Below are 26,302 nucleotides of genomic sequence, written 5' to 3'. Positions count from 1 at the left end.
CTGAATGATTTCGGTTAATGATTTTAAGACTGGTTTAACTATTTCTGTGGATAATGCAATTTGGAAAGTAATTGATTTCCAACATGTTAAACCTGGTAAAGGTTCTGCATTTGTACGATCAAAATTACGTAATTTAAGAACTGGTGCAATTCAAGAAAAAACATTTAGAGCTGGTGAAAAAGTAGAACAAGCAATGATTGAAAATCGTCGTATGCAATATTTATATGCTGATGGTGACAATCATGTATTCATGGATAATGAATCATTTGAACAAACAGAACTTTCAAGTGACTACTTAAAAGATGAATTAAACTACTTGAAAGCAAACATGGAAGTTCAAATTCAAACTTATGAAGGCGAAACAATTGGTGTTGAATTACCTAAAACTGTTGAATTAGAAGTAACTGAAACTGAGCCTGGTATTAAAGGTGATACAGCAACAGGTGCTACAAAATCAGCTACAGTTGAAACTGGATATTCATTAAATGTTCCATTATTCGTTAATGAAGGCGATGTATTATTAATTAATACAAGTGATGGAAGTTATATTTCAAGAGCGTAACAATCTGATCAAACTAGCAATTAACATTGCACATAAATTACAATGAATTCTCGTGATAATATTATTATTGATCTTTAATGGTCATAATGATATTGTTGCGAGATTTTTTGCTTAAAAGTACATTATCAATTAAAAAAATATATAAATTCGAAATAGAAATCGTAGTATTTAATTTATAGTATCATATAGATTGAAGTATCAGTTTGCGTTATAAAACGTTGATAAATCTACTGTTTAAAATACTAATCAGTCTTGTTAGATAGTCCTATGATATAAATCGTTCCAAAAATCATTTCTAATATTGTCGTTTTTATCATCTAATACATAATACTTAAAAAATATCTTTTAGATTTATGCTATGATGAACTACTATATGAACATGCTTGAATTGACGCTAAGTCTCAAGTAAAATAAGTGGGTAGATGAAAACAAACTGAAGGAGTCAGTACTAATGAACTTTAAAGAAATAAAAGAATTAATAGAAATTCTTGATCAATCAACTTTGACAGAAATTAATATTGAAGATACAAAAGGCAGTAAAGTGACTTTGAAAAAAGAAAAAGAAACAGAAATTGTTACACCACAAATATCACAACCTGCAATGCAAAATGTAGCACCGCAAGTACAGCAGTCACCATCTGTAGATAATAGTGTTGACGAATCTAAACATACAGTAACTGATAACCATAAAACAATTAATGCACCAATGGTAGGTACATTTTATAAATCACCATCACCGGAAGAAGAAGCTTATGTGCAAGTTGGTGATTCAGTTTCAAATGATACGACAGTATGTATTTTAGAAGCAATGAAATTATTTAATGAAATACAAGCAGAAGTTTCTGGAGAAATTGTAGAAATCTTAGTAGAAGACGGACAAATGGTAGAGTATGGCCAGCCGTTATTCAAGGTGAAATAATGAAAAAGGTTCTAATAGCAAATCGTGGCGAAATAGCAGTAAGAATCATTCGTGCTTGTCGCGATTTAGGTATTCAAACAGTTGCTATCTATTCTGAAGGGGATAAAGATGCGCTACATACTCAAATTGCTGATGAAGCATATTGCGTAGGTCCAACTTCGTCTAAAGATTCTTATTTAAATATACCTAATATACTATCAATAGCGACTTCTACAGGTTGTGATGCTTTACATCCTGGTTATGGCTTTTTAGCTGAAAATGCTGATTTTGCAGAACTATGTGAAGCATGTCAAGTTAAATTCATTGGACCTAGTTATAAATCAATACAAAAAATGGGCATTAAAGACGTTGCTAAAGCTGAAATGATTAAAGCAAATGTTCCAGTAGTTCCTGGTAGTGATGGTTTAATGGAAAATGTTGAAGAAGCTAAAAAAATTGCTAAAAATATTGGTTATCCAGTCATCATAAAAGCAACTGCTGGTGGCGGTGGTAAAGGTATACGAGTAGCTCGTAATGAAAAAGAATTAGAAACTGGCTTTCGTATGACTGAGCAAGAAGCGCAAACTGCCTTTGGTAATGGTGGATTATATATGGAGAAATTCATTGAAAATTTCCGCCATATAGAAATTCAAATTATTGGTGATAGTTTTGGCAACGTTATACATTTAGGAGAACGTGATTGTACAATACAACGTCGTATGCAGAAGTTAGTAGAAGAAGCACCATCCCCAATTCTTGATGATGAAACTAGACGTGAAATGGGAAATGCAGCGGTAAGAGCTGCTAAAGCAGTGAACTATGAAAATGCAGGTACAATTGAATTTATATATGATCTTAATGATAATAAATTTTACTTTATGGAAATGAATACACGTATTCAAGTAGAACATCCTGTAACAGAAATGGTAACTGGCATTGACTTAGTTAAATTACAATTACTAGTTGCTATGGGGGAAGTATTACCTTACAAACAAGAAGACATTAAATTGAACGGACATGCTATTGAATTTAGAATTAATGCAGAGAATCCATACAAGAATTTCATGCCTTCTCCTGGTAAAATAACGCAGTATTTAGCACCAGGTGGATATGGCGTACGTATAGAATCAGCATGCTACACTAATTATACGATTCCACCATATTATGACTCAATGGTTGCTAAATTAATTGTTCATGAACCAACACGTGAAGAAGCAATCATGGCAGGTATTCGTGCGTTAAGTGAATTTGTCGTTTTAGGTATAGATACAACAATTCCATTCCATATTAGATTATTAAATAATGATATATTTAGAAATGGTAGATTTAATACTAACTTCTTAGAGAATAATAGTATTATGGACGATGATGACAAATAGGAGGTTAATCTATGGTTAAAGTAACAGATTATTCAAATTCAAATTTAGGTAAAGTTGAAATAGCACCAGAAGTATTATCTGTTATTGCAAGTATAGCCACTGCAGAAGTAGAAGGTATAACTGGACATTTTGCTGATTTAAAAGAAACAAATTTAGAAAAAGTAAGTCGTAAAAATTTAAGTCGAGATTTAAAGATTGAAGCAAAAGACGATGGTATATACATTGATGTTTATTGTGCTTTAAAACATGGTGTTAATATTTCAAAAACTGCAAATGAAATTCAAACATCAATTTTTAATTCAATTTCAACTATGACTGCGTTAGAACCAAAACAAATTAATATTCATATTACACAAATTGTTATAGCAAAATAATAAAAATTTGTGATATAAAATTATAGAAAACTTTAAGTGTCCGAAGGAGTCAAAAATGAGTCGTAAAGAATCTAGAATGCAAGCTTTTCAAACTTTGTTTCAATTAGAAATGAAAAATAGTGATTTAACAATAAATGAAGCGATTAGTTTCATTAAGGACGAAGATCCAGATTTAGATTTTGACTTTATTCATTGGTTGGTTTCTGGAGTGAAAGATCATGAACCAGTACTTGATGAAACAATTCGTCCTCATTTAAAAGATTGGACAATTGAAAGATTATTAAAATCTGATCGTATTATTTTAAGAATGGCGACTTATGAAATATTGCATAGTGATACACCTGAAAAAGTAGTTATAAATGAAGCGGTCGAATTAACTAAGCAATTTAGTGATGATGACCATTATAAATTTATTAATGGTGTGCTAAGTAATATAAAAAAATAAAATTGAGTTGATGTTATATGTCTGATTATTTAAGTGTTTCAGCCCTAACTAAATATATTAAATATAAATTCGATCAAGATCCACACTTACAATCTATCCTTTTAAAAGGAGAACTTTCAAATTTTAAAAAACATTCAAGTGGTCATCTATATTTTAATGTTAAAGATAAAGAAAGTGTTATAAGTGCGATGATGTTTAAAGGTAGTGCTTCCAATTTAAATTTTGAACCTAAAGAAGGGGATGAAGTTTTATTAGAGGCACGAGTATCTGTGTATGAACGTCGAGGAAATTATCAAATCTATGTTAACAAGATGCAGTTAGATGGCATTGGTAATTTATATCAAAAATTAGAACAGTTAAAAAAGAAATTATCTAAAGAAGGCTATTTTGATAATAGTAATAAAAAAGCTATACCTAGATTTCCACATAAAATAGCAGTGTTAACTGCAGGTACAGGTGCAGCAATTAGAGATATTCATTCAACTATTAATAGTAGATTTCCTTTAGTTGAACAAATTCAAATTAATACATTAGTTCAAGGTGAAAAAGCTAAAGAAGATATTATTGAAAAAATTCAATATGCAGATAGTTTAGGTGTAGATACGATCATTGTTGGTCGAGGTGGTGGATCTATTGAAGATCTATGGAATTTTAACGAAGAAGAAGTTGTTAAAGCTATATTTAATTGTCAAACACCAATCATATCTGCAGTAGGGCACGAAACAGATTTTACGTTGAGTGATTTTGTTGCTGATGTAAGAGCGGCAACACCTACACAAGCAGCTGTGATTGCTACACCTGATCAATTTGACCTAATAGAGCAAATTAAACAGTATCAATTCACGTTAACGCGACATATTAAAAAGTATATCGAGCAGCAACAAAAACATGTTGATTATTTAGCATCATATTATAAATTTAAACAACCATCATTGTTATATGATCAACAAATTCAACGACGTGATGATTTAGAAAAAAGGTTGAATCAAAACATTATAAATACAATCGAACAACAACGTCATAAGTTGTTGTTAACTCAACAAAGATTTAGTTTAAAAGACTTGCAATATAATGTTTATGAAAAAGCCAAGAGTAATGACCAATTGAAAGAACAACTTATCAAAATCTTAAATAATAAAGTCATGACTTATCAGAATGAACTTAAATATAAAGTGGAAAATTTAAATAATTTGAGTCCGACGAATACAATGTTGAGAGGTTATGCAATAATTAATAAAAATGAAAAAGTCATTACCAGTACTAAAGACTTGAATGTTGATGATAATATGACATTAACAATGAAAGATGGTACTGTAGATGCAAAAGTGACGAAAGTAAGGTGTAATGATGACTAAAGAAACACAAAGTTTTGAAGAAATGATGCAAGAACTAGAAAACATTGTCCAAAAATTAGATAATGAGACTGTTTCATTAGAAGAATCTTTAGATTTATATCAAAGAGGTATGAAATTATCTGCAGCTTGTGACACAACATTAAAAAATGCCGAAAAAAAGGTGAATGATTTAATTAAAGAAGAAACACAGGATGATGATAATGACAATGATACCGATGAATAAATTAATTGATGAAATCAATGAATCTTTAGACAATTCAATTCAAATGTCGAATTTATCAACGCCGATTGAAGAAAGTATGCTCTATTCTTTAAATGCTGGAGGTAAGCGAATCAGACCAGTATTATTAATGCTAACTTTAAATGCTTTGAATAAAGATTATCGCTTAGGATTACAAAGTGCTTTAGCTTTAGAAATGATACACACTTATTCTTTAATTCATGATGATTTACCTGCAATGGACAATGATGATTATAGACGTGGCAAACTTACTAACCATAAAGTTTATGGTGAATGGACTGCTATATTAGCTGGAGATGCATTACTGACAAAAGCTTTTGAATTGATAGCATGTGATAAAGCATTAAGTGATAAGCAAAAAGTAGATGTCATTAAAAGATTATCAATTGCAAGTGGCCACATGGGTATGGTAGGTGGTCAAATGTTAGATATGCAAAGCGAAGATAAAAAAGTAGGCATAGATATACTTGAAGCTATTCATGAAACTAAGACAGGTGCATTATTACAATTTGCAGTATTAAGCGCTGCTGACATTGCTGAAGTGAATGACATCACACATAGTCATCTAGAACATTTTAGTTATCATTTAGGACTAATGTTTCAAATTAAAGATGATTTGCTTGATTGTTATGGTGATGAAACAAAGCTAGGTAAAAAAATTGGCAGTGATATTGAAAATAATAAAAGTACATATGTAAGTTTATTAGGTAAAGACGAAACTGAAAATAAACTCAAGTATCATAAAGAACAAGCGCTAAATGAATTAAGACAATTAGATGATGACTATGATATTTCACAGCTAGAAAACATTGTAGAATTATTCTTCAATAGAGATCACTAAGACCTGAGACAATTAATGTCTTGGGTTTTATTTATTTTTAACATCTGTTTATATAGACTTAATTTTTTAGGCTCTTTGTCAAATTCGGTTGATAAGATAATTTTAAAGATATCTTACCGACCCAATTTATTATAGGGCCATTTTTTAGAGTTTCTTTTTTTGCACTAATAAATATAAGATGTCTACATTCTGTTAAACAAATTAAGTTATGAGCTTTTAAGTGTAACCTTTTAAATAATAAAGAAACATATATTTAAATTATTTGAATTTCTTTAAGTATATTACACAGATATTCATTTTTATACATTTGAAAATGTATAACTTTAATGTAATATATTCAGCTTTATAAACCATTTATTGAAACAATCAACTATGTTTACCCTTTTATTGCAAAAGTGATTAGTAGTAGTAAAAGAAGGCATATGTTAAAATAACTGTATAAATATTCGTAATCAGAGGTGTTTGTTGTGCCCAAAAAATCAGTTAGGCATATTAAAATAAGAGAAATTATATCAAATGAACAAATTGAAACACAAGATGAATTAGTAAAAAGATTAAATGATTATGATTTAAATGTTACACAAGCGACTGTTTCACGAGATATTAAAGAATTACAGTTAATAAAAGTACCTATTCCATCAGGTCAATATGTTTATAGTTTACCAAACGATCGTAAATTTCATCCATTAGAGAAATTAGGTCGCTACTTAATGGATTCATTTGTAAATATAGATGGTACAGACAACTTATTAGTACTTAAAACCTTACCTGGTAATGCACAATCTATTGGAGCAATTTTAGATCAAATTAATTGGGAAGAAGTATTAGGAACTATTTGTGGTGATGATACTTGCTTAATTATTTGTAGAAATAAAGAAGCTAGTGAAGAAATTAAAACAAGAATTTTTAATTTGTTATAAGGAAGCGATGTTTATATGTTACAAACCTTATCAATCAAACAATTTGCCATAATCGAGGAATTAGAAATTAATTTTTCAGATGGTTTAACCGTGTTAAGTGGTGAAACGGGTTCAGGTAAATCCATTATTATCGATGCTATAGGACAATTAATTGGTATGAGAGCATCATCTGATTTTGTTCGGCATGGTGAAAAGAAAGCTATAATTGAAGGTATATTCGATATTGATGATAGTAAAGACGCAATTCATATACTTAACGATATGGATATAGAAATTGATGAAGATTTTTTATTGGTTAAGAGAGAAATTTTCAGCTCTGGTAAGAGTTTGTGCAAGATAAATAATCAAACAGTGACATTATCAGATTTAAGAAGAGTAATGCAAGAATTACTAGATATACATGGACAACATGAAACGCAATCTTTACTAAAACAGAAATATCATTTAACGTTACTTGATAATTATGCAGAAAAACGCTATCAAGATTTAATCGATCAATACCACAATACTTATCAAACTTATGTTAATAAAAAGAAAGAATTAGAAGAGTTGGAATCTGCAGACCAAGCATTATTACAAAGGCTTGATTTAATGAAGTTCCAATTGGAAGAGTTAACAGAAGCTCAACTGAAAGATGGAGAGATTGAACAGTTAGAAGTTGATATTAAACGAATTCAAAATTCAGAAAAGTTAAGTTTAGCACTTAATAATGCGCATCAAACGTTAACAGATGAAAATGCGATAACTGATAGGTTATATGAATTAAGTAATCATCTTCAAATTATCAATGATATCGTTCCACAAAAATATGAAAAATTAAAAGAAGATATCGATCAATTTTATTATATTTTAGAAGATGCCAAGCATGAGTTGTATGATGAAATGGCAAATACTGAATTTGATGAACAAACGTTAAATGAATTTGAATCTCGTATGAATTTATTAACAAATTTGAAACGAAAATACGGTAAAGATATTTCAGAATTAATTTCATATCAAGAAAAATTAACAAATGAAATAAATAAAATTGAAAATTATGAACAAAGTACAGCAGAATTGCGAGCACAAATTGATTCCCTATATAGTGAAGTCTATAGTGTGGGTGAATCATTGTCACAAGAGCGACGTAAAGTAGCTCGAGAACTTAGAGACCACATCGTAGCAGAAATACAGAATTTGCAAATGAAAGATGCTAATTTAGAGATTTCATTTAAACCTTTAGATGAACCTAATAAAGATGGCATAGAATTTGTTGAATTTTTAATTAGCCCTAATAAAGGTGAACCTCTAAAAAGTTTAAATAAAATTGCTTCTGGTGGGGAATTATCAAGAATAATGCTAGCTCTGAAAAGTATCTTTGTTAAGTCACGAGGACAAACTGCAATATTGTTTGATGAGGTTGATTCTGGTGTGTCTGGACAAGCTGCACAAAGAATGGCTGAAAAAATGAAAGATATTGCTGAATTTATTCAAGTCATTTGTATTTCTCATTTACCACAAGTCGCATCTATGAGTGATCATCATTTATTGATTTCGAAATATACTAAAGATGACCGTACGATAACTCAAGTAAAAGAATTAAAAGATGAAGATAAAGTGGATGAAATTGCGCGTATGATTTCGGGTGCTAGTGTAACTGAATTGACGAGACAAAATGCTAAAGAAATGATTGACCAGAATAAAAGACAATAAATATTATTTCAATAATGTAAATTTTTGTAAATTGACTTAAATAAATATATTAAATTAATTTTCTACGACCTACATATGATGTAAAATGATTTAGTATGCTTGTCTTAGAAAATTAGGGACAACAATGGCAAATTGTCATGTCCATAAATAGTTAGGAGTAAAGTCATGTCTGAAAAACAATATGATTTAGTCGTTTTAGGTGGAGGAACTGCAGGTTATGTTGCCGCAATTCGCGCATCTCAACTTGGAAAAAAAGTCGCAATTGTAGAGCGTAGTCTATTAGGTGGAACATGTTTACATAAAGGTTGTATCCCAACAAAAGCACTGTTGAAATCTGCTGAAGTCCTGCAAACGGTTAAACATGCATCAACATTCGGTATAAATGTTGAAGATTATGATATTAATTATGACAAGATGTTTGCACGTAAAGAAGAAATTGTAAAACAAATGTATCAAGGTGTAGAACATTTAATGCAACACAATCACATTGATATTTATAACGGTACAGGTAGAATCTTGGGAACTTCAATATTTTCACCACAGAGTGGAACAATATCAGTTGAATACGAAGATGGAGAATCTGACATTTTACCAAATCAATTTGTCTTGATTGCTACTGGTTCTAAGCCTTATGCATTACCATTTTTACCATTTGATCATGAAAGAATTCTGTCTAGTGATGATGTATTAGCATTAGAAACGTTGCCATCAAGTATAGGCATAATCGGTGGTGGTGTCATTGGATTAGAATTTGCGTCATTAATGGTTGATCTAGGTGTAGATGTTACTGTGATTGAAGCTGGACCTTCCATCTTACCGACTGAAAGTACCCAAATTGCTAAAGTTTTAAAAACTGCTTTAACTCAACGTGGCGTTAAATTTCATGAAAATGTCAAACTTGCCGAATCAGATGTCAAAGTAACTGAAAGTGATGTACGCTTATCACTAAATAATGACAACATTGTCGTAGACAAAGTATTATTATCTGTTGGTAGACAACCAAATACAGCTGATATTGGTTTGAATAATACTAAGATTAAGCTGTCAAAAAGTGGTCATATTGAGACAAATGAGTTTCAACAAACTGAAGACAAACATATATATGCTGCTGGTGACTGCATTGGTAAATTACAACTTGCACATGTGGGTTCTAAGGAAGGTATTGTTGCAGTTGAACATATGTTTGATGCTGGACCAATTCCAGTAAATTATAACTTAATGCCTAAGTGTGTCTATACTCAACCTGAAATTGCTTCCATTGGTTTAACTATTGAACAAGCTAAAAAACAAGGTATTAAGGCACGAGGTTATAAAGTACCATTTAAAGCAATTGGCAAAGCGGTTATTGATAGTAGTGATAGTGAAAAAGGATATTGTGAAATGGTTGTTGATCAGTTAAACCAAGAGATTATTGGCATTAATATGATTGGTCCACATGTAACAGAATTGATAAATGAAGTTTCATTATTGCAGTTTATGAATGGTTCTTCACTAGAATTAGGTTTAACAACTCATGCACATCCTTCTATTTCTGAAGTATTAATGGAATTAGGATTAAAAGTTGAAGATAGAGCTATTCATGTTTAAATTGGAGGATAAAAGATGATTGATTATAAATCACTAGGCCTTACTGAACAAGACCTAAAAGAAATCTATAAAGCAATGGATTTAGGTAGAAAAATTGACGAGAGATTATGGTTGTTAAACCGTGCTGGTAAAATACCTTTTGTCGTAAGTGGACAAGGCCAAGAGGCTACACAAATTGGTATGGCTTATGCTATGAAAGAAGGGGATATTTCAGCTCCTTATTATCGTGATTTAGCATTTGTTACATACATGGGAATTTCAGCATATCATACTTTTTTAGCAGCATTTGGTAAAAAAGAAGATATCAATTCTGGTGGTAAGCAAATGCCATCTCATTTTAGTAGTAGAGAACATAATATACTATCACAAAGTTCTCCAGTAGCAACACAAATTCCACATGCGGTAGGTGCTGCTTTAGCATTAAAAATGGATGACAAACAAAATATTGCCACTGCCACTGTAGGAGAAGGTAGTTCAAACCAAGGTGACTTCCATGAAGGTCTCAATTTTGCAGGAGTGCATAAATTGCCAATGGTTTGCGTTATCATTAATAATAAATATGCCATCTCAGTTCCTGATTCGTTGCAATATGCTGCTAAAAATTTATCAGATAGAGCGATTGGTTATGGCATGTTTGGTGAGCAAGTAGATGGAAATGATCCACTCGCTGTGTATAAAGCGATGAAAGAAGCTAGAGAACGTGCACTTGCTGGTGAAGGTGCTACTCTAATTGAAGCTGTTACAAGTAGGATGACTGCCCATTCTTCTGATGATGATGATCAATATAGAACAAAAGAAGAAAGAGATAATTTAAAAAAAGCTGATTGTAATGAAAAATTTAAAAACGAACTGTTAGCAAATGAAATTATTGATGAACAATGGTTACAAGAAATAGAACAAGAACATAAGGAAATTATTAACCAAGCTACAAAAGCTGCTGAAGAAGCACCTTACCCTGATGTTGAAGAGGCTTATACTTATGTTTATGAAGAAGGGAGCCTTAATTAATGACAAAGTTATCTTATTTAGAGGCGATACGCCAAGCACAAGATTTAGCACTACAATATGATAATAATACATTTATTCTTGGCGAAGACGTAGGTAAAAAGGGCGGCGTATTTGGCACTACGCAAGGTTTACAAGAAAAATATGGAGAAAATAGAGTAATTGATACGCCATTAGCAGAGTCAAATATCATTGGTACAGCGATAGGTGCAGCAATGTTAGGTAAACGACCAATAGCTGAAATCCAATTTGCTGATTTCATCTTACCCGCAACTAATCAAATTATTAGTGAAGCAGCTAAAATGAGATATCGCTCAAATAACGATTGGGGATGTCCACTAACTATTCGCGCGCCATTTGGTGGAGGGGTTCATGGAGGCCTTTATCATTCACAAAGTATTGAAAGTATTTTTGCTTCAACACCAGGATTAACAATAGTCATTCCTTCGACTCCGTATGATGCTAAAGGATTATTATTATCATCTATAGAATCAAACGATCCTGTTTTATACTTTGAACATAAAAAAGCTTATCGTTTCTTAAAAGAAGAAGTACCTGAAGAATATTATACTGTTCCTTTAGGTAAAGCTGATGTTAAACGTCAAGGTGACGACTTAACTGTATTTTGTTATGGCTTAATGGTTAATTATTGTTTACAAGCTGCTGATATATTAGCTGAAGATGGTATTAATGTAGAGGTTGTAGATTTAAGAACAGTTTATCCTTTAGATAAAGATACAATTATTGATCGTGCGAAACAAACTGGAAAAGTATTATTAGTTACTGAAGATAATTTAGAAGGTAGTGTAATGTCAGAAGTGTCTGCAATTATTGCTGAACACTGTTTATTTGATCTTGATGCTCCAATTATGAGATTAGCTGCGCCAGACGTACCATCAATGCCATTTTCACCTGTTTTAGAAAATGAATTAATGATGAATCCAGAAAAAATCTTGCATAAAATGAGACAATTAGCAGACTATTAAGGAGGGAAAAACATGGATATTACAATGCCTAAATTAGGTGAAAGTGTTCATGAAGGTACAATAGAACAATGGTTAGTTTCTGTTGGAGACCATATAGATGAATATGAACCTTTATGTGAAGTCATTACTGATAAAGTAACAGCTGAAGTCCCTTCTACGATTTCTGGTACCATTACTGAAATAACAGTAGAAGCAGGTCAAACTGTAGCAATTGATACAGTGATATGTAAGATAGCAACAGCTGATGCATCTTCAAATACTGACCAAACTATAGATAATACGATTGACAATGTTGAAGAGCAAAAGGTTACGGTCGATAAAGCATCTGACAATAACAATAAAATCGACACAATAAATGACCAACTTACGGAACAACAACCAAGAAATAATGGTAGATATTCACCAGTCGTATTTAAATTAGCATCAGAACATAATATAGATTTAGCACTAGTACATGGTAGTGGTTTTGAAGGACGAGTAACTAAGAAAGATATACTTAAAGCTATTGAAAATGGTACATCAGAAGCTACACCAAATAGTCCATTGTCTAATGATAATAACAATAAAACAACTGAAAAAATTAATAATGATGTGACAAATCATAACCAAACATCTAGTTCAATACCAGTTAATGGTGTAAGAAAAGCAATTGCTCAAAATATGGTCAATAGTGTTACTGAAATTCCACACGCTTGGATGATGATTGAAGTAGATGCAACAAATTTAGTAAATACTAGAAACTATTATAAGAATAGTTTTAAACAAAAAGAGGGTTATAATTTAACGTTCTTTGCCTTTTTTGTAAAAGCTGTAGCAGATGCCCTAAAAGCATATCCATTACTAAATAGTAGCTGGCAAGGTAATGAAATAGTGTTACACAAAGATATTAATATTTCAATTGCCATTGCTGACGGTGACAAGTTATATGTTCCTGTTATTAAGCATGCTGATGAAAAATCTATCAAAGGCATAGCTAGAGAAATTAATGAATTGGCACAAAAAGCGCGTAATAAATCATTAACAAACGCAGATATGCAAGGCGGAACATTTACTGTTAATAATACGGGTACATTTGGTTCAGTTTCTTCAATGGGAATAATCAATCATCCACAAGCTGCAATTTTACAAGTGGAATCTATTGTGAAGAAACCAGTAGTTATTAATGATATGATTGCTATTAGAAATATGGTTAACTTATGTATTTCAATAGATCACCGTATTTTAGATGGCTTACAAACAGGTCAATTTATGAACCATATCAAGAATAGAATAGAGCAATATTCTGTTGACAATACAAATATTTATTAATTGTTAATTTAAATATTAAGTAACGATACAATAATACAAGAATGAGACATTAGCGTTTCATTCTTTTTTAATGACAGTATCACGACGACTATGTTATCTCAAAGCTTATATGGCAAAGCATTTTGCTTAATTAAAATTAAAGCTATAACTAACACATAAAGTGATCATTAATAAAGTGAAATAACAAGTGTAACGAAAAATGAATTAAAAATAATATGATATCAGTTAAAATTAAAATAATTATAAACTAGTTTATTGAACAAAGTGATATTAATTAGTAGAATGTAGATAGTTTAAATAATAGGTTAGGGAAAGGTGAATTGACTTATGGATATGAATTTTGATTTATATATGAATGGTGTAGTTGAGCAAGCAAGAAATGAAATTGAATCTGCTGGCTACGAACAATTAACAACTGCAGAAGATGTAGATAAAGTACTTCAACAAGATGGTACGACATTAGTAATGGTTAACTCTGTATGTGGTTGTGCAGGTGGTGTAGCACGTCCAGCGGCTGCACATGCCTTACATTATGATGTATTACCTACACGTTTAGTTACTGTTTTTGCAGGACAAGATAAAGAAGCAACTCAACGTGCAAGAGATTATTTTGAAGGATATGCACCTTCAAGTCCATCTTTTGCGTTAGTAAAAGATGGTAAGATTCAAGAAATGGTAGAAAGACATCAAATTGAAGGTCATGATGTTATAGATGTAATTAATCAACTACAAACGTTATTCAATAAATATTGTGAAGAAAGATAAGAGGCAATAGCCCATGTTACAGTTAAATCCTTATAAGATTGGATTTAGAACTATAAAAACAGCAGTGGGTATGACTTTAGGCGTAATTATCAGTAAACTATTAGGTTTAGATAATTACGCCTCTAGTGCTATATTGGTCGTTCTATGTATTAAACATACTAAAGTACATTCACTTCAAGCGATTAACTCAAGACTAGTGTCTTGTTTCTTAGTTTTATTTTTAGGTTCAGCGATATTTAGTTTGTTAGGCCAAAATGCTATAGTTCTAGGGCTTATTGTTTTGTTATTTATACCGTTAACCGTAGTATTAAAGGTTCAAGAAGGTGTAATTACAAGTTGTGTTATCTTACTACATGTATTTAATGCAAAAGCGATTAACTTACATTTAATTATTAATGAAACATTATTATTAATCATTGGTTTAAGTATCGCTTTTATAATGAATTTAATGATGCCTAGCTTAGATAAAAAATTGGATCAATTTAAATGTCAAATTGAAAATCAAATTGCAGATATATTTAATCAATTTAGTTATATTTGTCAACAGTATAACGAAACTATTGCGTTAGAATTTGATGATTTATTATTAAAAATCAAAAAAGCTAAATCAATTGCATTTAGAGATGTTAAAAATCATTTTGTCAGAAATGAGAATTCATACTATCATTATTTTGATATGAGAGAAGAACAAGTAGAATTATTAATAAGAATGAAACCACTTCTTGAAAATATAAGTCATCATGATCCATTACTAAATGATTTGTCAAAATTGTTAACAGAAATCGGACAAAACGTAAATAGTAATGACTATACTGCAATGAGACTACATAATTTATATGAGTTACGTTTGAAATTAGATCAATTACCGTTGCCTACTTCTCATCAAGCACTTAACTCTAGAGCAAGTGTAATCCAAATTTTGAATGAATTAGAGGAGTATTTACAAATTAAATCTCAATTTGGCTCATTAAAAATGCATAGCGAAATAACCTGAACATAGACATATTTAAAATAGTTCAAATATTGATCATGTACATGAATCAACAATATTGTGCTAACTATCAAGACAGATTTTATAATGTTAAACAAGCCAGTAAATGAATTGTTAATAACTCATTTACTGGCTTGTTAGTTTAATTTTTATAAAAGTAGATTACATAATAGGAATTAAACTCGTTAATATAAGTGCTAATACTACTGAAACTAACATAACAATTATAATAATTCTTAATATTTTGTTATTCATAGTCAACCTCCGAAAATTTAAAAAATGATGTTGTCATCAATGTAATATATTTTAATCATTATACGATAAGTTGAAATTAGCAATCAATATATTTTTATAACTTAATTATATGAGTTAGAATTATATTAATAATTAAAAAGGGGTTTTTCGGATGATTAATGAGCAACGTTTGTTAGACACATTTTTAGAATTAGTTAAAATTAATTCTGAAACTGGACACGAAGAACAAATACAGCCAATTTTAAAAGATAAATTTTCATCATTAGGACTAAAAGTAGTTGAAGACCAAGCAAGTCAACATGATAAATTAGGAGCCAACAATTTAGTTTGTACGCTAGCTAGTAATATTGCATATGATACGAATAAAATATATTTTACTAGTCATATGGATACAGTTGTACCTGGGCTTAATATACAACCAGTAATTAATGAAGACGGTTATATTTACTCAGATGGTACTACAATTCTAGGTGCTGATGATAAAGCAGGACTAGCAGCTATTATTGAAGTGTTAACTGTGCTACAAGAACAACAACTTCCACATGGCCAATTACAATTTGTTATTACTGTTGGTGAAGAATCAGGCTTATTAGGAGCTAAACAGTTAAATCCTAACCTATTAGATGCAGATTTTGGTTATGCTATTGATGCTAATGTAGATGTTGGTACAACAGTTGTAGGAGCACCAACTCAAATGTTAATTTCAACTAAAATTACTGGCAAAACGGCCCATGCAAGTACGCCTAAAGAAGGCATAAGTGCTATCAATATTGCAGCTAAGGCCATTAGTAGAATGAAATTAGGCCAAGTTGATGAAGAGACAACTGCTAATATTGGTAAGTTCCATGGTGGTTCAGCAACTAATATTGTGGCAGATACTGTATTTTTAGAAGCAGAAGCACGATCTCACAATGATGACAGTATCAATGCCCAAGTAGAACATATGAAAGACATTTTTGAAAGTACAGCTGAAGAATTTGGTGGCAATGCTGAAGTAACGATTGAACAAAGCTATCCTGGCTTTAAGATTAACAACAATGAACCAGTAGTTGACATTGCTAAATTGAGTGCTCAGAATCTTGGACTACCAAATGATACTGTGATATCAGGTGGAGGCTCAGATGGTAGTATAGTTAACACTTTAGGTATTCCATCAGTGATATTAGGGGTAGGTTATGAAAATATCCATACTACAAATGAAAGAATGCCAATAGCATCTCTTAATTTATTAGCACAACAAGTGTTAGAAATAATAAAAATAGTAGCACGCGAATCAAACTGATTTAGTGAAGTGAAGAGCACATTTGTGATACAATACTATTGAAAATTTGAACAAGTGAGGTAAGTAATATGACACAACAAATTGGAGTTATAGGTTTAGCTGTAATGGGTAAAAACCTAGCTTGGAATATTGAATCACGTGGATATAGTGTTTCAGTTTATAATCGTTCAAGTGAAAAAACAGATTTAATGGTAGAAGAATCTAAAGGGAAGAATATTCATCCTACTTATTCCTTAGAAGAATTTGTAAATTCATTAGAAAAACCCCGTAAAATTTTATTAATGGTAAAAGCAGGTAAAGCGACTGATGCTACAATTGAAAGTTTATTACCATTACTAGATGATGACGATATTTTAATTGACGGTGGTAATACAAACTATGAAGATACAATCAGACGTAATAAAGCATTAGCTGAAAGTGGTATTAACTTTATCGGCATGGGCGTATCAGGCGGTGAAGTTGGTGCATTAACTGGTCCATCATTAATGCCTGGTGGTCAAGAAGAAGCTTATAATAAAGTTGCTGACATTTTAGATGCTATCGCTGCTAAAGCAAAAGATGGTGCTTCATGTGTCACTTATATCGGACCAAATGGTGCAGGACACTATGTTAAAATGGTGCACAATGGTATTGAATATGCAGACATGCAATTAATAGCTGAAAGTTATGCCATGATGAAAGAATTATTAGGCATGTCACATGATGAAATTGCACAAACATTTAAAGATTGGAATGCTGGTGAATTAGAAAGTTATTTAATTGAAATTACAGGTGATATTTTCACTAAATTAGACGAAGATAACGAACCACTTGTTGAAAAAATTCTTGATACTGCTGGACAAAAAGGTACAGGAAAATGGACTTCAATTAATGCGCTAGAATTAGGTATTCCATTGACAATTATCACAGAATCAGTATTTGCTCGTTTTATTTCATCAATTAAAGAAGAACGTGTTAATGCTTCGAAAGAATTAAATGGTCCACAAGCGTCATTTACTGGTGACAAAAAAGAATTCCTTGAAAAAATTCGTAAAGCATTATACATGAGTAAAATTTGTTCATATGCACAAGGGTTTGCTCAAATGCGTAAAGCAAGTGAAGATAATGAATGGAATCTTAAACTTGGAGATCTAGCAATGATCTGGAGAGAAGGATGTATCATTCGTGCACAATTCTTACAAAAAATTAAAGATGCATATGATAATAACCCAGGATTACAAAATTTACTATTAGATCCATACTTCAAAAATATTGTAACTGACTATCAAGACGCATTACGTGATGTTGTAGCAACTGGTGTACAAAATGGCGTTTCAACTCCAGGATTCTCATCAAGTATTAATTACTATGATAGTTATCGTTCAGCTGACTTACCAGCAAACTTAATTCAAGCACAACGTGACTACTTCGGTGCTCACACATACGAAAGAAAAGATAAACCAGGTGTCTTCCATACACAATGGGTTGAAGAATAATAATGAATGAAGCGGATAGCAAATAGCTATCCGTTTTTTTGTTTTCTCTACTTTTAGGACTGATTAACTATTTATATTATGGTATGATAACTGTCATAATACAGAAACAGAGGAATTTTATATGGATAAATTGAATCAAGTAATGCTATATGTGGATAATGTTGAACAAGCTAAATTATTTTGGACAGAAACATTAAATTTTGTCATTATAAGTGAAACGAATTTAGTAGAAGATTATAAAGCAATTGAAGTTGCACCAACGACAACAGCCGAGACTTCATTATCAATCATGTCTAAAGAATTTATTGAAAAATATAGTCCTGAAGTTAATCTTGGAACGCCGTCACTAATGTTTAAAGAAACCCATTTTGATGCATTATATGAAAAATTGAAAAGTTTGAATTTGACAGGTCACGATGTTATTGAAATGAATGGTGCACGTGTGTTTAATTTCCAAGATGGTCAAGGTAATTATTTTGCTGTCAGTGATTAAAACGCACGCATTTATAGCATTGATAAGTTATATTTTAAATAACTAACACTGAAATAATAATTATAAGTCTCTTACAAACATGGGTAAGAGATTTTTTATTAGTATTTTGTGCAAACGTTTGCACAAATGTTTTGACTTTTTAAATGTTGATAGCTAAACTGAAATTGTAGTTGAAAACGTTTACCTATTATTTTAGAAAATAAAGAGGTGATTTTACGGTCACACTTAAAGATGTTGCAAAATTAGCTGGTGTATCACCCTCAACTGTATCAAGAGTCATAAAGGGTAATTCACGCATCAGTAAAGAAACAGTAACTAAAGTATCACAAGTAATGGAAAAATTGGATTATTATCCTAATTCAGCTGCAAGAACTTTAAAGACAAATCAATCATATAAAATTGGACTAATATTAAAAGGTTCAGATGAACAAATACGCTTAAATCCATTTTATATCAATGTATTGTTGGGTATTTCACAACAGTGTAATCAACGTGGTTATGGGACACAAACAACAGTATCTAAACAACTAGATGATATTGTCAATGAAGTTCATATAATGATTAAACAACGAATGGTAGACGCATTTGTGTTGTTATATTCAAAAGAAGATGACCCGGTTAAACAGTTATTAAGTTCAGAAGGTCTACCTTTTGTCGTCTTAGGCAAACCTGTTAATGATGAAGATTTAACTATCCCTCATATTGATAATGATAATATTATAGCTTCACAGCGTTTAACTGAACATATTATTTCACAAGATATTGATGAAATCATTTATATATGTGAGCCAGCTCATTTTGAAGTATTTAAAGATAGAAAATTAGGCTTTGAAACAACTGTGATGAATCGGCAGATAAAGCATCAAATTGTCGAACTAGATATCAATAGAGATAAAATCATGACATATTTTAAAGAAAATATTGTTCTATTAAAAAGGAATAAGTTAGCAGTGATCACCTCTGATGCCATGTTGCACCTAGCAGTTCTAAGTGTTTTATATGAACTTAACATATCTATTCCGAACGATGTTATAACAGCAACATTTAATGACTCATATTTAACTGCTAATGCATCGCCACCACAAACTACCATAGATATTCAGCCACAAGAGTTAGGTAAGTTAGCAGGTATAGCAGTATTAAATATGCTAAATGATACACCACAACCCAAGGCACAATATACATTAGTTGATACTAAATTAAATATACGACAATCGACACAAAGATAAAGGAGTTTTAAAATGACTAAACAATGGTGGAAAGAAGCAGTTGCATATCAAGTTTATCCTAGAAGTTTTAATGATAGTAATAATGATGGTATTGGTGATTTACCAGGTCTTATTGATAAATTAGACTATTTAAAAGACTTAGGTATTGATGTAATTTGGTTAAGTCCAATGTACAAATCACCGAATGATGATAACGGTTATGATATCAGTGATTATATGGATATTATGGATGAATTTGGAACAATGGCTGATTTTAACCAGCTATTAAATGAAGTTCATCAAAGAGATATGAAATTAATATTAGATTTAGTGGTTAATCATACATCTGATGAGCATCCTTGGTTTATTGAATCAAAATCTAGTAAAGATAATCCAAAAAGAGATTGGTATATTTGGCAAGACCCTAAACCAGATGGCTCTGAACCTAATAATTGGGAAAGTATTTTTAATGGTTCAACTTGGGAATATGATGCGCATACAGGACAATATTATTTCCATTTATTTAGTAAAAAACAACCAGATTTAAATTGGGATAACCCCGATGTTAGAAATGCTGTATTCGATATGATGAATTGGTGGTTTGATAAAGGTATTGATGGTTTCAGAGTAGATGCCATTACCCATATTAAAAAAACATTCGAAGCAGGTGACCTACCAGTACCAGAAGGTAAAACATATGCACCGGCTTTTGATGTTGATATGAATCAACCAGGAATTCAGGATTGGCTTCAAGAAATGAAAGATAAATCATTAAGCCAATATGACATTATGACAGTTGGAGAAGCTAATGGTGTCAGCCCTGATAATGCAGATGAATGGGTTGGTGAGCAAAATGGTAAATTTAATATGATATTCCAATTTGAACATTTAGGCTTATGGAATAGTGGGGACTCTAAATTTGATGTTAAATCTTATAAAGATATTTTAAATAGATGGCAAAAGCAACTCGAAGGTAAGGGTTGGAATGCATTATTTATTGAAAATCATGATCAACCAAGACGCGTATCAACTTGGGGAAATGATGAGCAATATTGGTATGAATCTGCAACAAGTCATGCGGCAGTATACTTCTTACAACAAGGAACACCATTTATTTACCAAGGACAAGAAATAGGCATGACAAACTATCCTTTTGAGAGTATTGAAACATTTAATGATGTTGCAGTTAAAAATGATTACAATATTGTTAAAGAACAAGGTGGAGATGTTGAGGCGTTATTAGCTAAATATAAAGATGAAAATCGTGACAATTCACGCACTCCTATGCAATGGGATGATTCTTTAAACGGCGGCTTTACTAAAGGACAACCATGGTTCCCGGTCAATCCTAATTATCGTACGATCAACGTTGCTCAACAATTAAACGATGATCATTCAGTATTACAATTTTACAAAGACTTAATACAATTACGTAAATCAGATGATATTTATGTATATGGTACATTTGATTTAGTAGATGCTGACAATAGAAACGTATTTGCCTATACGAGAACATTAAATGATAAGAAAGTATTGGTTGTAGGAAATTTAACTGCAGAAAAATCAAAACTTAATACTACATTTAATGAGTCAGACTTAACGATAAAACTGCATAATTATGATAATAATATTGATTTAAATCATCTACAGCCATTTGAGGCATTTGTAGCCGAAATTAACGACTAAATTTAGAATGTGTAACGATAATAAACCATATACTTAGCTATAAAATTAAATATTATTCATAACATAGAAGCTATATTTGACACAGAATAATGTCGCTATAAATCAACGCATATTAACTAGTAATAAATAACCTCAGAAAAGTTAAAATCCTTTTCTGAGGTTATTGTTATATTATTTAATATCATCTTCATCGATGATTTGCATTGCAACAAACTTAGCAATATTATTACCACTTGAAGCAGCGTCAATCAATTGTGAAGGTCTAATCGTTGATGATTCGCCAGCAACGAACACACCTCTAACTGATGTTTCTCCAAATTCATCGATATCAATACTATCATCATCTGCTCGTTTTAAATTTAATGATGTTAAAAAGTTGAAATGGCTATCCAATTCAATACCAACTAAATCAGCAGAACGTGTGATAGTCTTACCATCTTCAAAAATAACATGACTTAGTTGACCATTATCATGTTCAAAGCGTTTAATTTTTCCATTTATAAGTTGGATTTTTTTATTTTGAAAGTACTGTATGTCCTCTTGAGTTAAATGGTTGCCATCAGAAGGGTTCATCACAATATCGCTAACCCAATTTGAAATTAATTTTGCCATAAACCTAATATGTTCAGATGGAACAGATACGATTAACGATTGATCTTTGAGTTCATAACCATCACACCATGGACAGTAAAAAACAGATTTGCCATAACAATCTTCAATACCTTCTATAGTAGGTAATTTTTGTTTTAAACCAGTACAAATCATTATTTTACGTGCTTTAAATGTTGAATTTAAAGTTTGTACTTCAAAATATTGTTCAATCTTCTTAATATCAATAACTGTGTCGTTAAGTCGTTCTACGTCAGCATATTTGTCAACATCGTGTTGTGCGCTTTGACGTAAAGTACTAGGTGTAACACCATCTTGAGTTAAAAAAGCATGCGAATGTTCAGTAACTTTATTTCTTGGACTATCGTTATTAATAACTAAAGTCGTTTTAAGTGCGCGTCCTAATGTTAAGGCGCTAGCAAGACCTGCAGGCCCCCCCGCCAATTATGATGACATCATACATATGTAAACATCTCTCTAATTTTCAATTTGTTAATAATAAAAAGAGTAGTGTAAAAAACTACTCTTTTAGTTAATTGTTAATATTCATGATATGAACCTTGTTTAACAGGTACCCACAATTGTATTTTAGTAAATGAATCTTCAAATGTGATATCAAGAGGATAGACCTCAACATATAAACTATTGCGTTCATAAGGTAATGTTAATTGTAGACTAGATTCAATATAGTACCAAGCTTCATTTGTTGCATAATCAATTTCACCTTGTAAATTAAATTTAGCATAATGTCTGCTAGGTAAATATCTACTTTCTAAGTGAGCAGGGTACCTTTCACTTGGAACGCCTACAAAAATTTCTAAACCATCATCCAAAGGACAACTAACGACAAAAAGTTCGAAAGGGCTGATATCATTATAACGCCTTAACTCTTTTATCTTACCATCGATGAGCAAGTCTTCTAAAAAATCGGGTACGTTGAAAGGATGCGATAAATCCTTTGTTTCAATAAAGCGAACATAGCCAACTAATGAAATATCTTCTGTTTTTTCTAATCTATAGCGATAAGGAGCTCTTTCAGTAGTGGATAGTTTAATATATAATCTCTTTTGAATTTGTAACTCATCTTTTTTAGTTGATGCTTGAATAGGAGATACACCATGAAAATCACTGAAATCATTAGCGAAATCATTAGAATTCGCGTAATGATACTTTTTTGCGATATCCATTAAGCGTGTTGCACCATTTACTACATCATTAGCTGCCAAAGTCATTTTACGAGCTCTTGCATAAGCTTCTGGTGATAAGCCGACAATCATTTTAAAAGATTGATCAAGATGATAAGGCGAAAGCCCAACGTAATCACTTAATTCTTGCAAATTGAACGGCTCTAATAAACGATCTTCAATATAAACAATTGCCTGTTGTATTTGCTTGATAACGTCCAAAACTTTCACTCCAATTAATTCAATCATTTACCTATATTTTACATTATTTTTAAGTAATATACACCTATAAGTTAGTGGTTTGTTAAATTAGTTTACTAATCATAAGTTATATAGAAAAAGCGAGTAATAGAAAATAGTATATAATCGATGACTATACTATTTCTATTATTCGCTTGAACATTATAAACATTAAATTAATGAATATCGTCCCACCATTGATTACCATCACGTGATAATAATAAATCACTTTCTAGTGGACCGTTAGTACCTGAAACATAATTAGGGAACTCTGGGTCAATCATATTCCATTGATCTTGAATGGCATCTACAAATTTCCAAGTAGATTTAAGTTCTTCCCAATGCGTAAAGTTAGTCGCATCACCTTTTAGACAGTCGAATAATAGATTTTCATACGCATCTACTGTGTTCATTTTGTCTTGTGCACTCATAGAATATGATAATTGTACTGGTTCAGTTTCTATACCTTGAGTGTTTTTCTTAGCATTTAAATGCAACGATACACCTTCATTAGGTTGGATATTAATGACTAATAAATTAGAATCAAGACGTTTATCAGTTTCATAATATAGATTCATAGGGACTTCTTTAAATTCAACAACGACCTGAATCGTTTTAGTTTTCATACGTTTACCTGTTCGGATATAGAAAGGAACACCAGCCCATCTAAAATTATCGATCGTTAATTTACCAGATACAAATGTAGGTGTTTCTGAATCATCGGCAACACGATCTTCATCACGATATGCTTTAACTTTTTCACCATCAATATAGCCTTCACCATATTGTCCGCGAACAAAGTTCTTCTTAACATCTTCAGGTTGTAAGTGGCGTAATGATTTCAATACTTTAACTTTTTCAGCACGGATATCGTCACTATTTAAACTAATAGGCGCTTCCATAGCTAATAAGGCAACCATTTGTAACATATGGTTTTGTACCATATCTTTTAAAGCACCACTTGATTCATAGTAGCCTCCACGATCTTCAACTCCTAATACTTCTGAAGACGTAACTTGAATATTTGAAATATATTTATTATTCCATAATGGTTCGAACATAGCATTTGCAAATCTTAATACTTCAATATTTTGTACCATATCTTTACCTAAATAATGGTCAATTCGGTATATTTCTTCTTCTTTAAATGATTTACGAATTTGATTATTAAGTGCTTCTGCAGATTTCAAATCACTACCAAAAGGTTTTTCAATGACTAAACGTTTAAAGCCATTTGTTTTAGTTAAGCCAGATGATTTTAAGAAATCTGAAATGACACCAAAGAATTGTGGCGCCATAGCTAAGTAAAATAGGCGATTACCTTGTAATTTAAATTCTTCATCTAGCTTATTACTAAATGTTAATAACTCTTGATAACTTTCTTCTTCACTGACATCATGCTTATGATAAAAAACATGTTCCATAAAGGCATCTATTTTATGTGTATCTTTAACGTGCTTTTGAATTGATGATTTAACTTGATTTCGGAAATCATCATTAGTAAGGTCACGACGTCCGATACCGATGATTGCTATATGTTCATCTAAATTATCCTGTTGATAAAGATGGAAAATAGATGGGAATAATTTTCTGTGACTTAAATCACCAGTTGCACCAAAAATTGTGATTAAACAAGGAATATGTTTGTTGTTAGTACTCAAGATTAAAACCTCAATTCTTATTTAGATATATAATTTAATATTATAAGGTAAAAGCGACACAAACGTCATATAATTTGCTTGAAGAGACTGCGAAAATAGCATACATGATTTAATATTAAGCGATTGACAGTTATCGTCGGGACAATCAAACATTTTATAAATCAGACAGTTACTACCAAATGCTTGCATCTAAGTGTGAAATATTTTTATCTCAGGCCCACTGTGCCACTAACGACACAAGACGCAACAACTTTCAAAATATGATGGTCATTAACTTTATTATAGTGGTTAACTTCCAAAAATAATCTTAGTATCACTAGTATAACATCGAACACGAACAAATCATTAACATACTATGCTGAGAGTATTGCACTTAAATAAAAGTCGCTATGAATGTATTAACTTTTATTAAAATATAATTACTTATAATATTACAAAAAATTGTTATTACTGCTTAGTATAACTCAAGTTACTGTGTATATATAGTATGAGCTTACATCAAAAGTAGTTGTCATTAAATATGGTGCGATTGATAATAGCTGTTTGATCGTTAAGATGTTGATGAATGAGCTTTTATAAAATTAGTCAGTCATACAAAGATGAGACGATGTCATTTATTTACCACTAAAATGGCTTCTTTTACGTTCCTTAGACGTGTGACTATACATCTCATAGATATAGTTAGTAAAAATTTTAAATAAAATTTAAAATAATAACGACCGTAAATTTCAAGTTTAAGTTAGCCACTTATATTTTTTAAGTAGTACTAACGTTTTAGGCTCTTTTCTGTTTTGTAAACCCAAGATGAGTGGTAGATATTCTATCTATGACTCATCTTGGGTTAGTAACAGCTAAAGTAT

General features: G+C 31.2%; 23 protein-coding genes and 2 pseudogenes. 21 read left to right on the top strand and 4 right to left on the bottom strand.

Going from position 1 to position 26,302, the window contains the following annotated elements:
* Positions 1 to 4: 4 nt before the first annotated feature.
* The 16 genes from efp to J3R86_RS06070 all read left to right on the top strand — a co-directional run bounded on the left by efp (position 5) and on the right by J3R86_RS06070 (position 15,352).
* Positions 5 to 562: an elongation factor P gene (gene efp / locus J3R86_RS06145; protein ID WP_207516536.1), complete on the top strand. Its 558-nt coding sequence runs from the start codon at positions 5 to 7 to the stop codon at positions 560 to 562.
* 451 nt (positions 563 to 1,013) lie between these two features.
* Entirely contained in the window at positions 1,014 to 1,481 is a 468-nt protein-coding gene (gene accB / locus J3R86_RS06140) for an acetyl-CoA carboxylase biotin carboxyl carrier protein (protein WP_002463464.1), read from the top strand.
* Positions 1,481 to 2,839: an acetyl-CoA carboxylase biotin carboxylase subunit gene (gene accC, locus J3R86_RS06135; RefSeq protein WP_207516535.1), complete on the top strand. Its 1,359-nt coding sequence runs from the start codon at positions 1,481 to 1,483 to the stop codon at positions 2,837 to 2,839. Before accB ends, accC begins: the two co-directional genes overlap by 1 nt.
* A gap of 11 nt (positions 2,840 to 2,850) precedes the next feature.
* Positions 2,851 to 3,213: an Asp23/Gls24 family envelope stress response protein gene (locus tag J3R86_RS06130; RefSeq protein WP_207516534.1), complete on the top strand. Its 363-nt coding sequence runs from the start codon at positions 2,851 to 2,853 to the stop codon at positions 3,211 to 3,213.
* 55 nt (positions 3,214 to 3,268) lie between these two features.
* On the top strand, positions 3,269 to 3,658 hold the full coding sequence (nusB, locus tag J3R86_RS06125) for a transcription antitermination factor NusB (protein ID WP_002463470.1): 390 nt from the start codon (positions 3,269 to 3,271) through the stop codon (positions 3,656 to 3,658).
* Positions 3,659 to 3,675: 17 nt separating this feature from the next.
* Positions 3,676 to 5,013, top strand: a complete 1,338-nt coding sequence (gene xseA / locus J3R86_RS06120) for an exodeoxyribonuclease VII large subunit (protein ID WP_207516533.1) — start codon at positions 3,676 to 3,678, stop codon at positions 5,011 to 5,013.
* Positions 5,006 to 5,236: an exodeoxyribonuclease VII small subunit gene (locus J3R86_RS06115; protein ID WP_207516532.1), complete on the top strand. Its 231-nt coding sequence runs from the start codon at positions 5,006 to 5,008 to the stop codon at positions 5,234 to 5,236. The genes xseA and J3R86_RS06115 overlap by 8 nt, the downstream gene beginning before the upstream one ends.
* On the top strand, positions 5,214 to 6,095 hold the full coding sequence (locus tag J3R86_RS06110; RefSeq protein ID WP_207516531.1) for a polyprenyl synthetase family protein: 882 nt from the start codon (positions 5,214 to 5,216) through the stop codon (positions 6,093 to 6,095). The genes J3R86_RS06115 and J3R86_RS06110 overlap by 23 nt, the downstream gene beginning before the upstream one ends.
* 467 nt (positions 6,096 to 6,562) lie before the next feature.
* Positions 6,563 to 7,015: a transcriptional regulator AhrC/ArgR gene (gene ahrC, locus J3R86_RS06105; protein ID WP_207516530.1), complete on the top strand. Its 453-nt coding sequence runs from the start codon at positions 6,563 to 6,565 to the stop codon at positions 7,013 to 7,015.
* A gap of 15 nt (positions 7,016 to 7,030) precedes the next feature.
* Positions 7,031 to 8,707, top strand: a complete 1,677-nt coding sequence (gene recN / locus J3R86_RS06100; RefSeq protein WP_207516529.1) for a DNA repair protein RecN — start codon at positions 7,031 to 7,033, stop codon at positions 8,705 to 8,707.
* 165 nt (positions 8,708 to 8,872) lie between these two features.
* Positions 8,873 to 10,294 (top strand): dihydrolipoyl dehydrogenase, encoded by a 1,422-nt coding sequence (lpdA, locus tag J3R86_RS06095; protein WP_207516528.1) that lies wholly within the window; start codon positions 8,873 to 8,875, stop codon positions 10,292 to 10,294.
* Between the two features lie 15 nt (positions 10,295 to 10,309).
* Positions 10,310 to 11,302, top strand: a complete 993-nt coding sequence (locus tag J3R86_RS06090) for a thiamine pyrophosphate-dependent dehydrogenase E1 component subunit alpha (protein WP_207516527.1) — start codon at positions 10,310 to 10,312, stop codon at positions 11,300 to 11,302.
* A complete protein-coding gene (locus tag J3R86_RS06085) occupies positions 11,302 to 12,285 on the top strand; it encodes an alpha-ketoacid dehydrogenase subunit beta (protein ID WP_207516526.1) in 984 nt (327 codons plus the stop codon). The genes J3R86_RS06090 and J3R86_RS06085 overlap by 1 nt, the downstream gene beginning before the upstream one ends.
* Positions 12,286 to 12,297: 12 nt before the next feature.
* Positions 12,298 to 13,593: a dihydrolipoamide acetyltransferase family protein gene (locus tag J3R86_RS06080; RefSeq protein ID WP_207516525.1), complete on the top strand. Its 1,296-nt coding sequence runs from the start codon at positions 12,298 to 12,300 to the stop codon at positions 13,591 to 13,593.
* 327 nt (positions 13,594 to 13,920) lie between these two features.
* Positions 13,921 to 14,358, top strand: coding sequence for a bacilliredoxin BrxB (gene brxB / locus J3R86_RS06075; protein ID WP_207516524.1), 438 nt, complete (start codon positions 13,921 to 13,923; stop codon positions 14,356 to 14,358).
* Between the two features lie 13 nt (positions 14,359 to 14,371).
* Complete coding sequence (locus J3R86_RS06070) at positions 14,372 to 15,352, top strand: aromatic acid exporter family protein (RefSeq protein WP_207516523.1); 981 nt, start codon at positions 14,372 to 14,374, stop codon at positions 15,350 to 15,352.
* A 159-nt stretch (positions 15,353 to 15,511) separates the two neighbouring features.
* On the opposite strand, the pseudogene prli42 reads toward J3R86_RS06070, so the two are convergent.
* Positions 15,512 to 15,604: pseudogene (gene prli42, locus J3R86_RS06065) on the bottom strand (stressosome-associated protein Prli42); the annotation flags it as partial.
* A 151-nt stretch (positions 15,605 to 15,755) separates the two neighbouring features.
* On the opposite strand from prli42, the gene J3R86_RS06060 reads away from it, so the two are divergent.
* From J3R86_RS06060 to J3R86_RS06040, 5 genes and pseudogenes are all read left to right on the top strand, one after another.
* Complete coding sequence (locus J3R86_RS06060; RefSeq protein ID WP_207516521.1) at positions 15,756 to 16,886, top strand: M20/M25/M40 family metallo-hydrolase; 1,131 nt, start codon at positions 15,756 to 15,758, stop codon at positions 16,884 to 16,886.
* A 68-nt stretch (positions 16,887 to 16,954) separates the two neighbouring features.
* Positions 16,955 to 18,361, top strand: coding sequence for an NADP-dependent phosphogluconate dehydrogenase (gndA, locus tag J3R86_RS06055; protein WP_207516520.1), 1,407 nt, complete (start codon positions 16,955 to 16,957; stop codon positions 18,359 to 18,361).
* A 121-nt stretch (positions 18,362 to 18,482) separates the two neighbouring features.
* Entirely contained in the window at positions 18,483 to 18,854 is a 372-nt protein-coding gene (locus tag J3R86_RS06050; protein WP_207516519.1) for a VOC family protein, read from the top strand.
* 218 nt (positions 18,855 to 19,072) lie between these two features.
* Positions 19,073 to 20,083 (top strand): annotated as a pseudogene (locus tag J3R86_RS06045) (LacI family DNA-binding transcriptional regulator); the annotation flags it as partial.
* Positions 20,084 to 20,095: 12 nt separating this feature from the next.
* Positions 20,096 to 21,748 (top strand): glycoside hydrolase family 13 protein, encoded by a 1,653-nt coding sequence (locus J3R86_RS06040; RefSeq protein ID WP_207516518.1) that lies wholly within the window; start codon positions 20,096 to 20,098, stop codon positions 21,746 to 21,748.
* A gap of 171 nt (positions 21,749 to 21,919) precedes the next feature.
* Here J3R86_RS06040 and J3R86_RS06035 read toward each other — a convergent pair whose 3' ends face one another.
* From J3R86_RS06035 to zwf, 3 genes are all read right to left on the bottom strand, one after another.
* Positions 21,920 to 22,801 (bottom strand): NAD(P)/FAD-dependent oxidoreductase, encoded by an 882-nt coding sequence (locus J3R86_RS06035; protein WP_242685714.1) that lies wholly within the window; start codon positions 22,799 to 22,801, stop codon positions 21,920 to 21,922.
* A gap of 95 nt (positions 22,802 to 22,896) precedes the next feature.
* Entirely contained in the window at positions 22,897 to 23,763 is an 867-nt protein-coding gene (locus tag J3R86_RS06030) for an AraC family transcriptional regulator (protein WP_207516517.1), read from the bottom strand.
* Positions 23,764 to 23,957: 194 nt separating this feature from the next.
* Entirely contained in the window at positions 23,958 to 25,442 is a 1,485-nt protein-coding gene (zwf, locus tag J3R86_RS06025) for a glucose-6-phosphate dehydrogenase (RefSeq protein ID WP_207516516.1), read from the bottom strand.
* Positions 25,443 to 26,302: the final 860 nt, after the last annotated feature.

It is taken from the genome of Staphylococcus simiae, from assembly GCF_017357005.1.
GTDB lineage: Bacteria > Bacillota > Bacilli > Staphylococcales > Staphylococcaceae > Staphylococcus > Staphylococcus simiae_A.
Note: the sequence above shows the minus strand (reverse complement) of the source record. Positions and strands in the feature narration are given on the sequence as shown.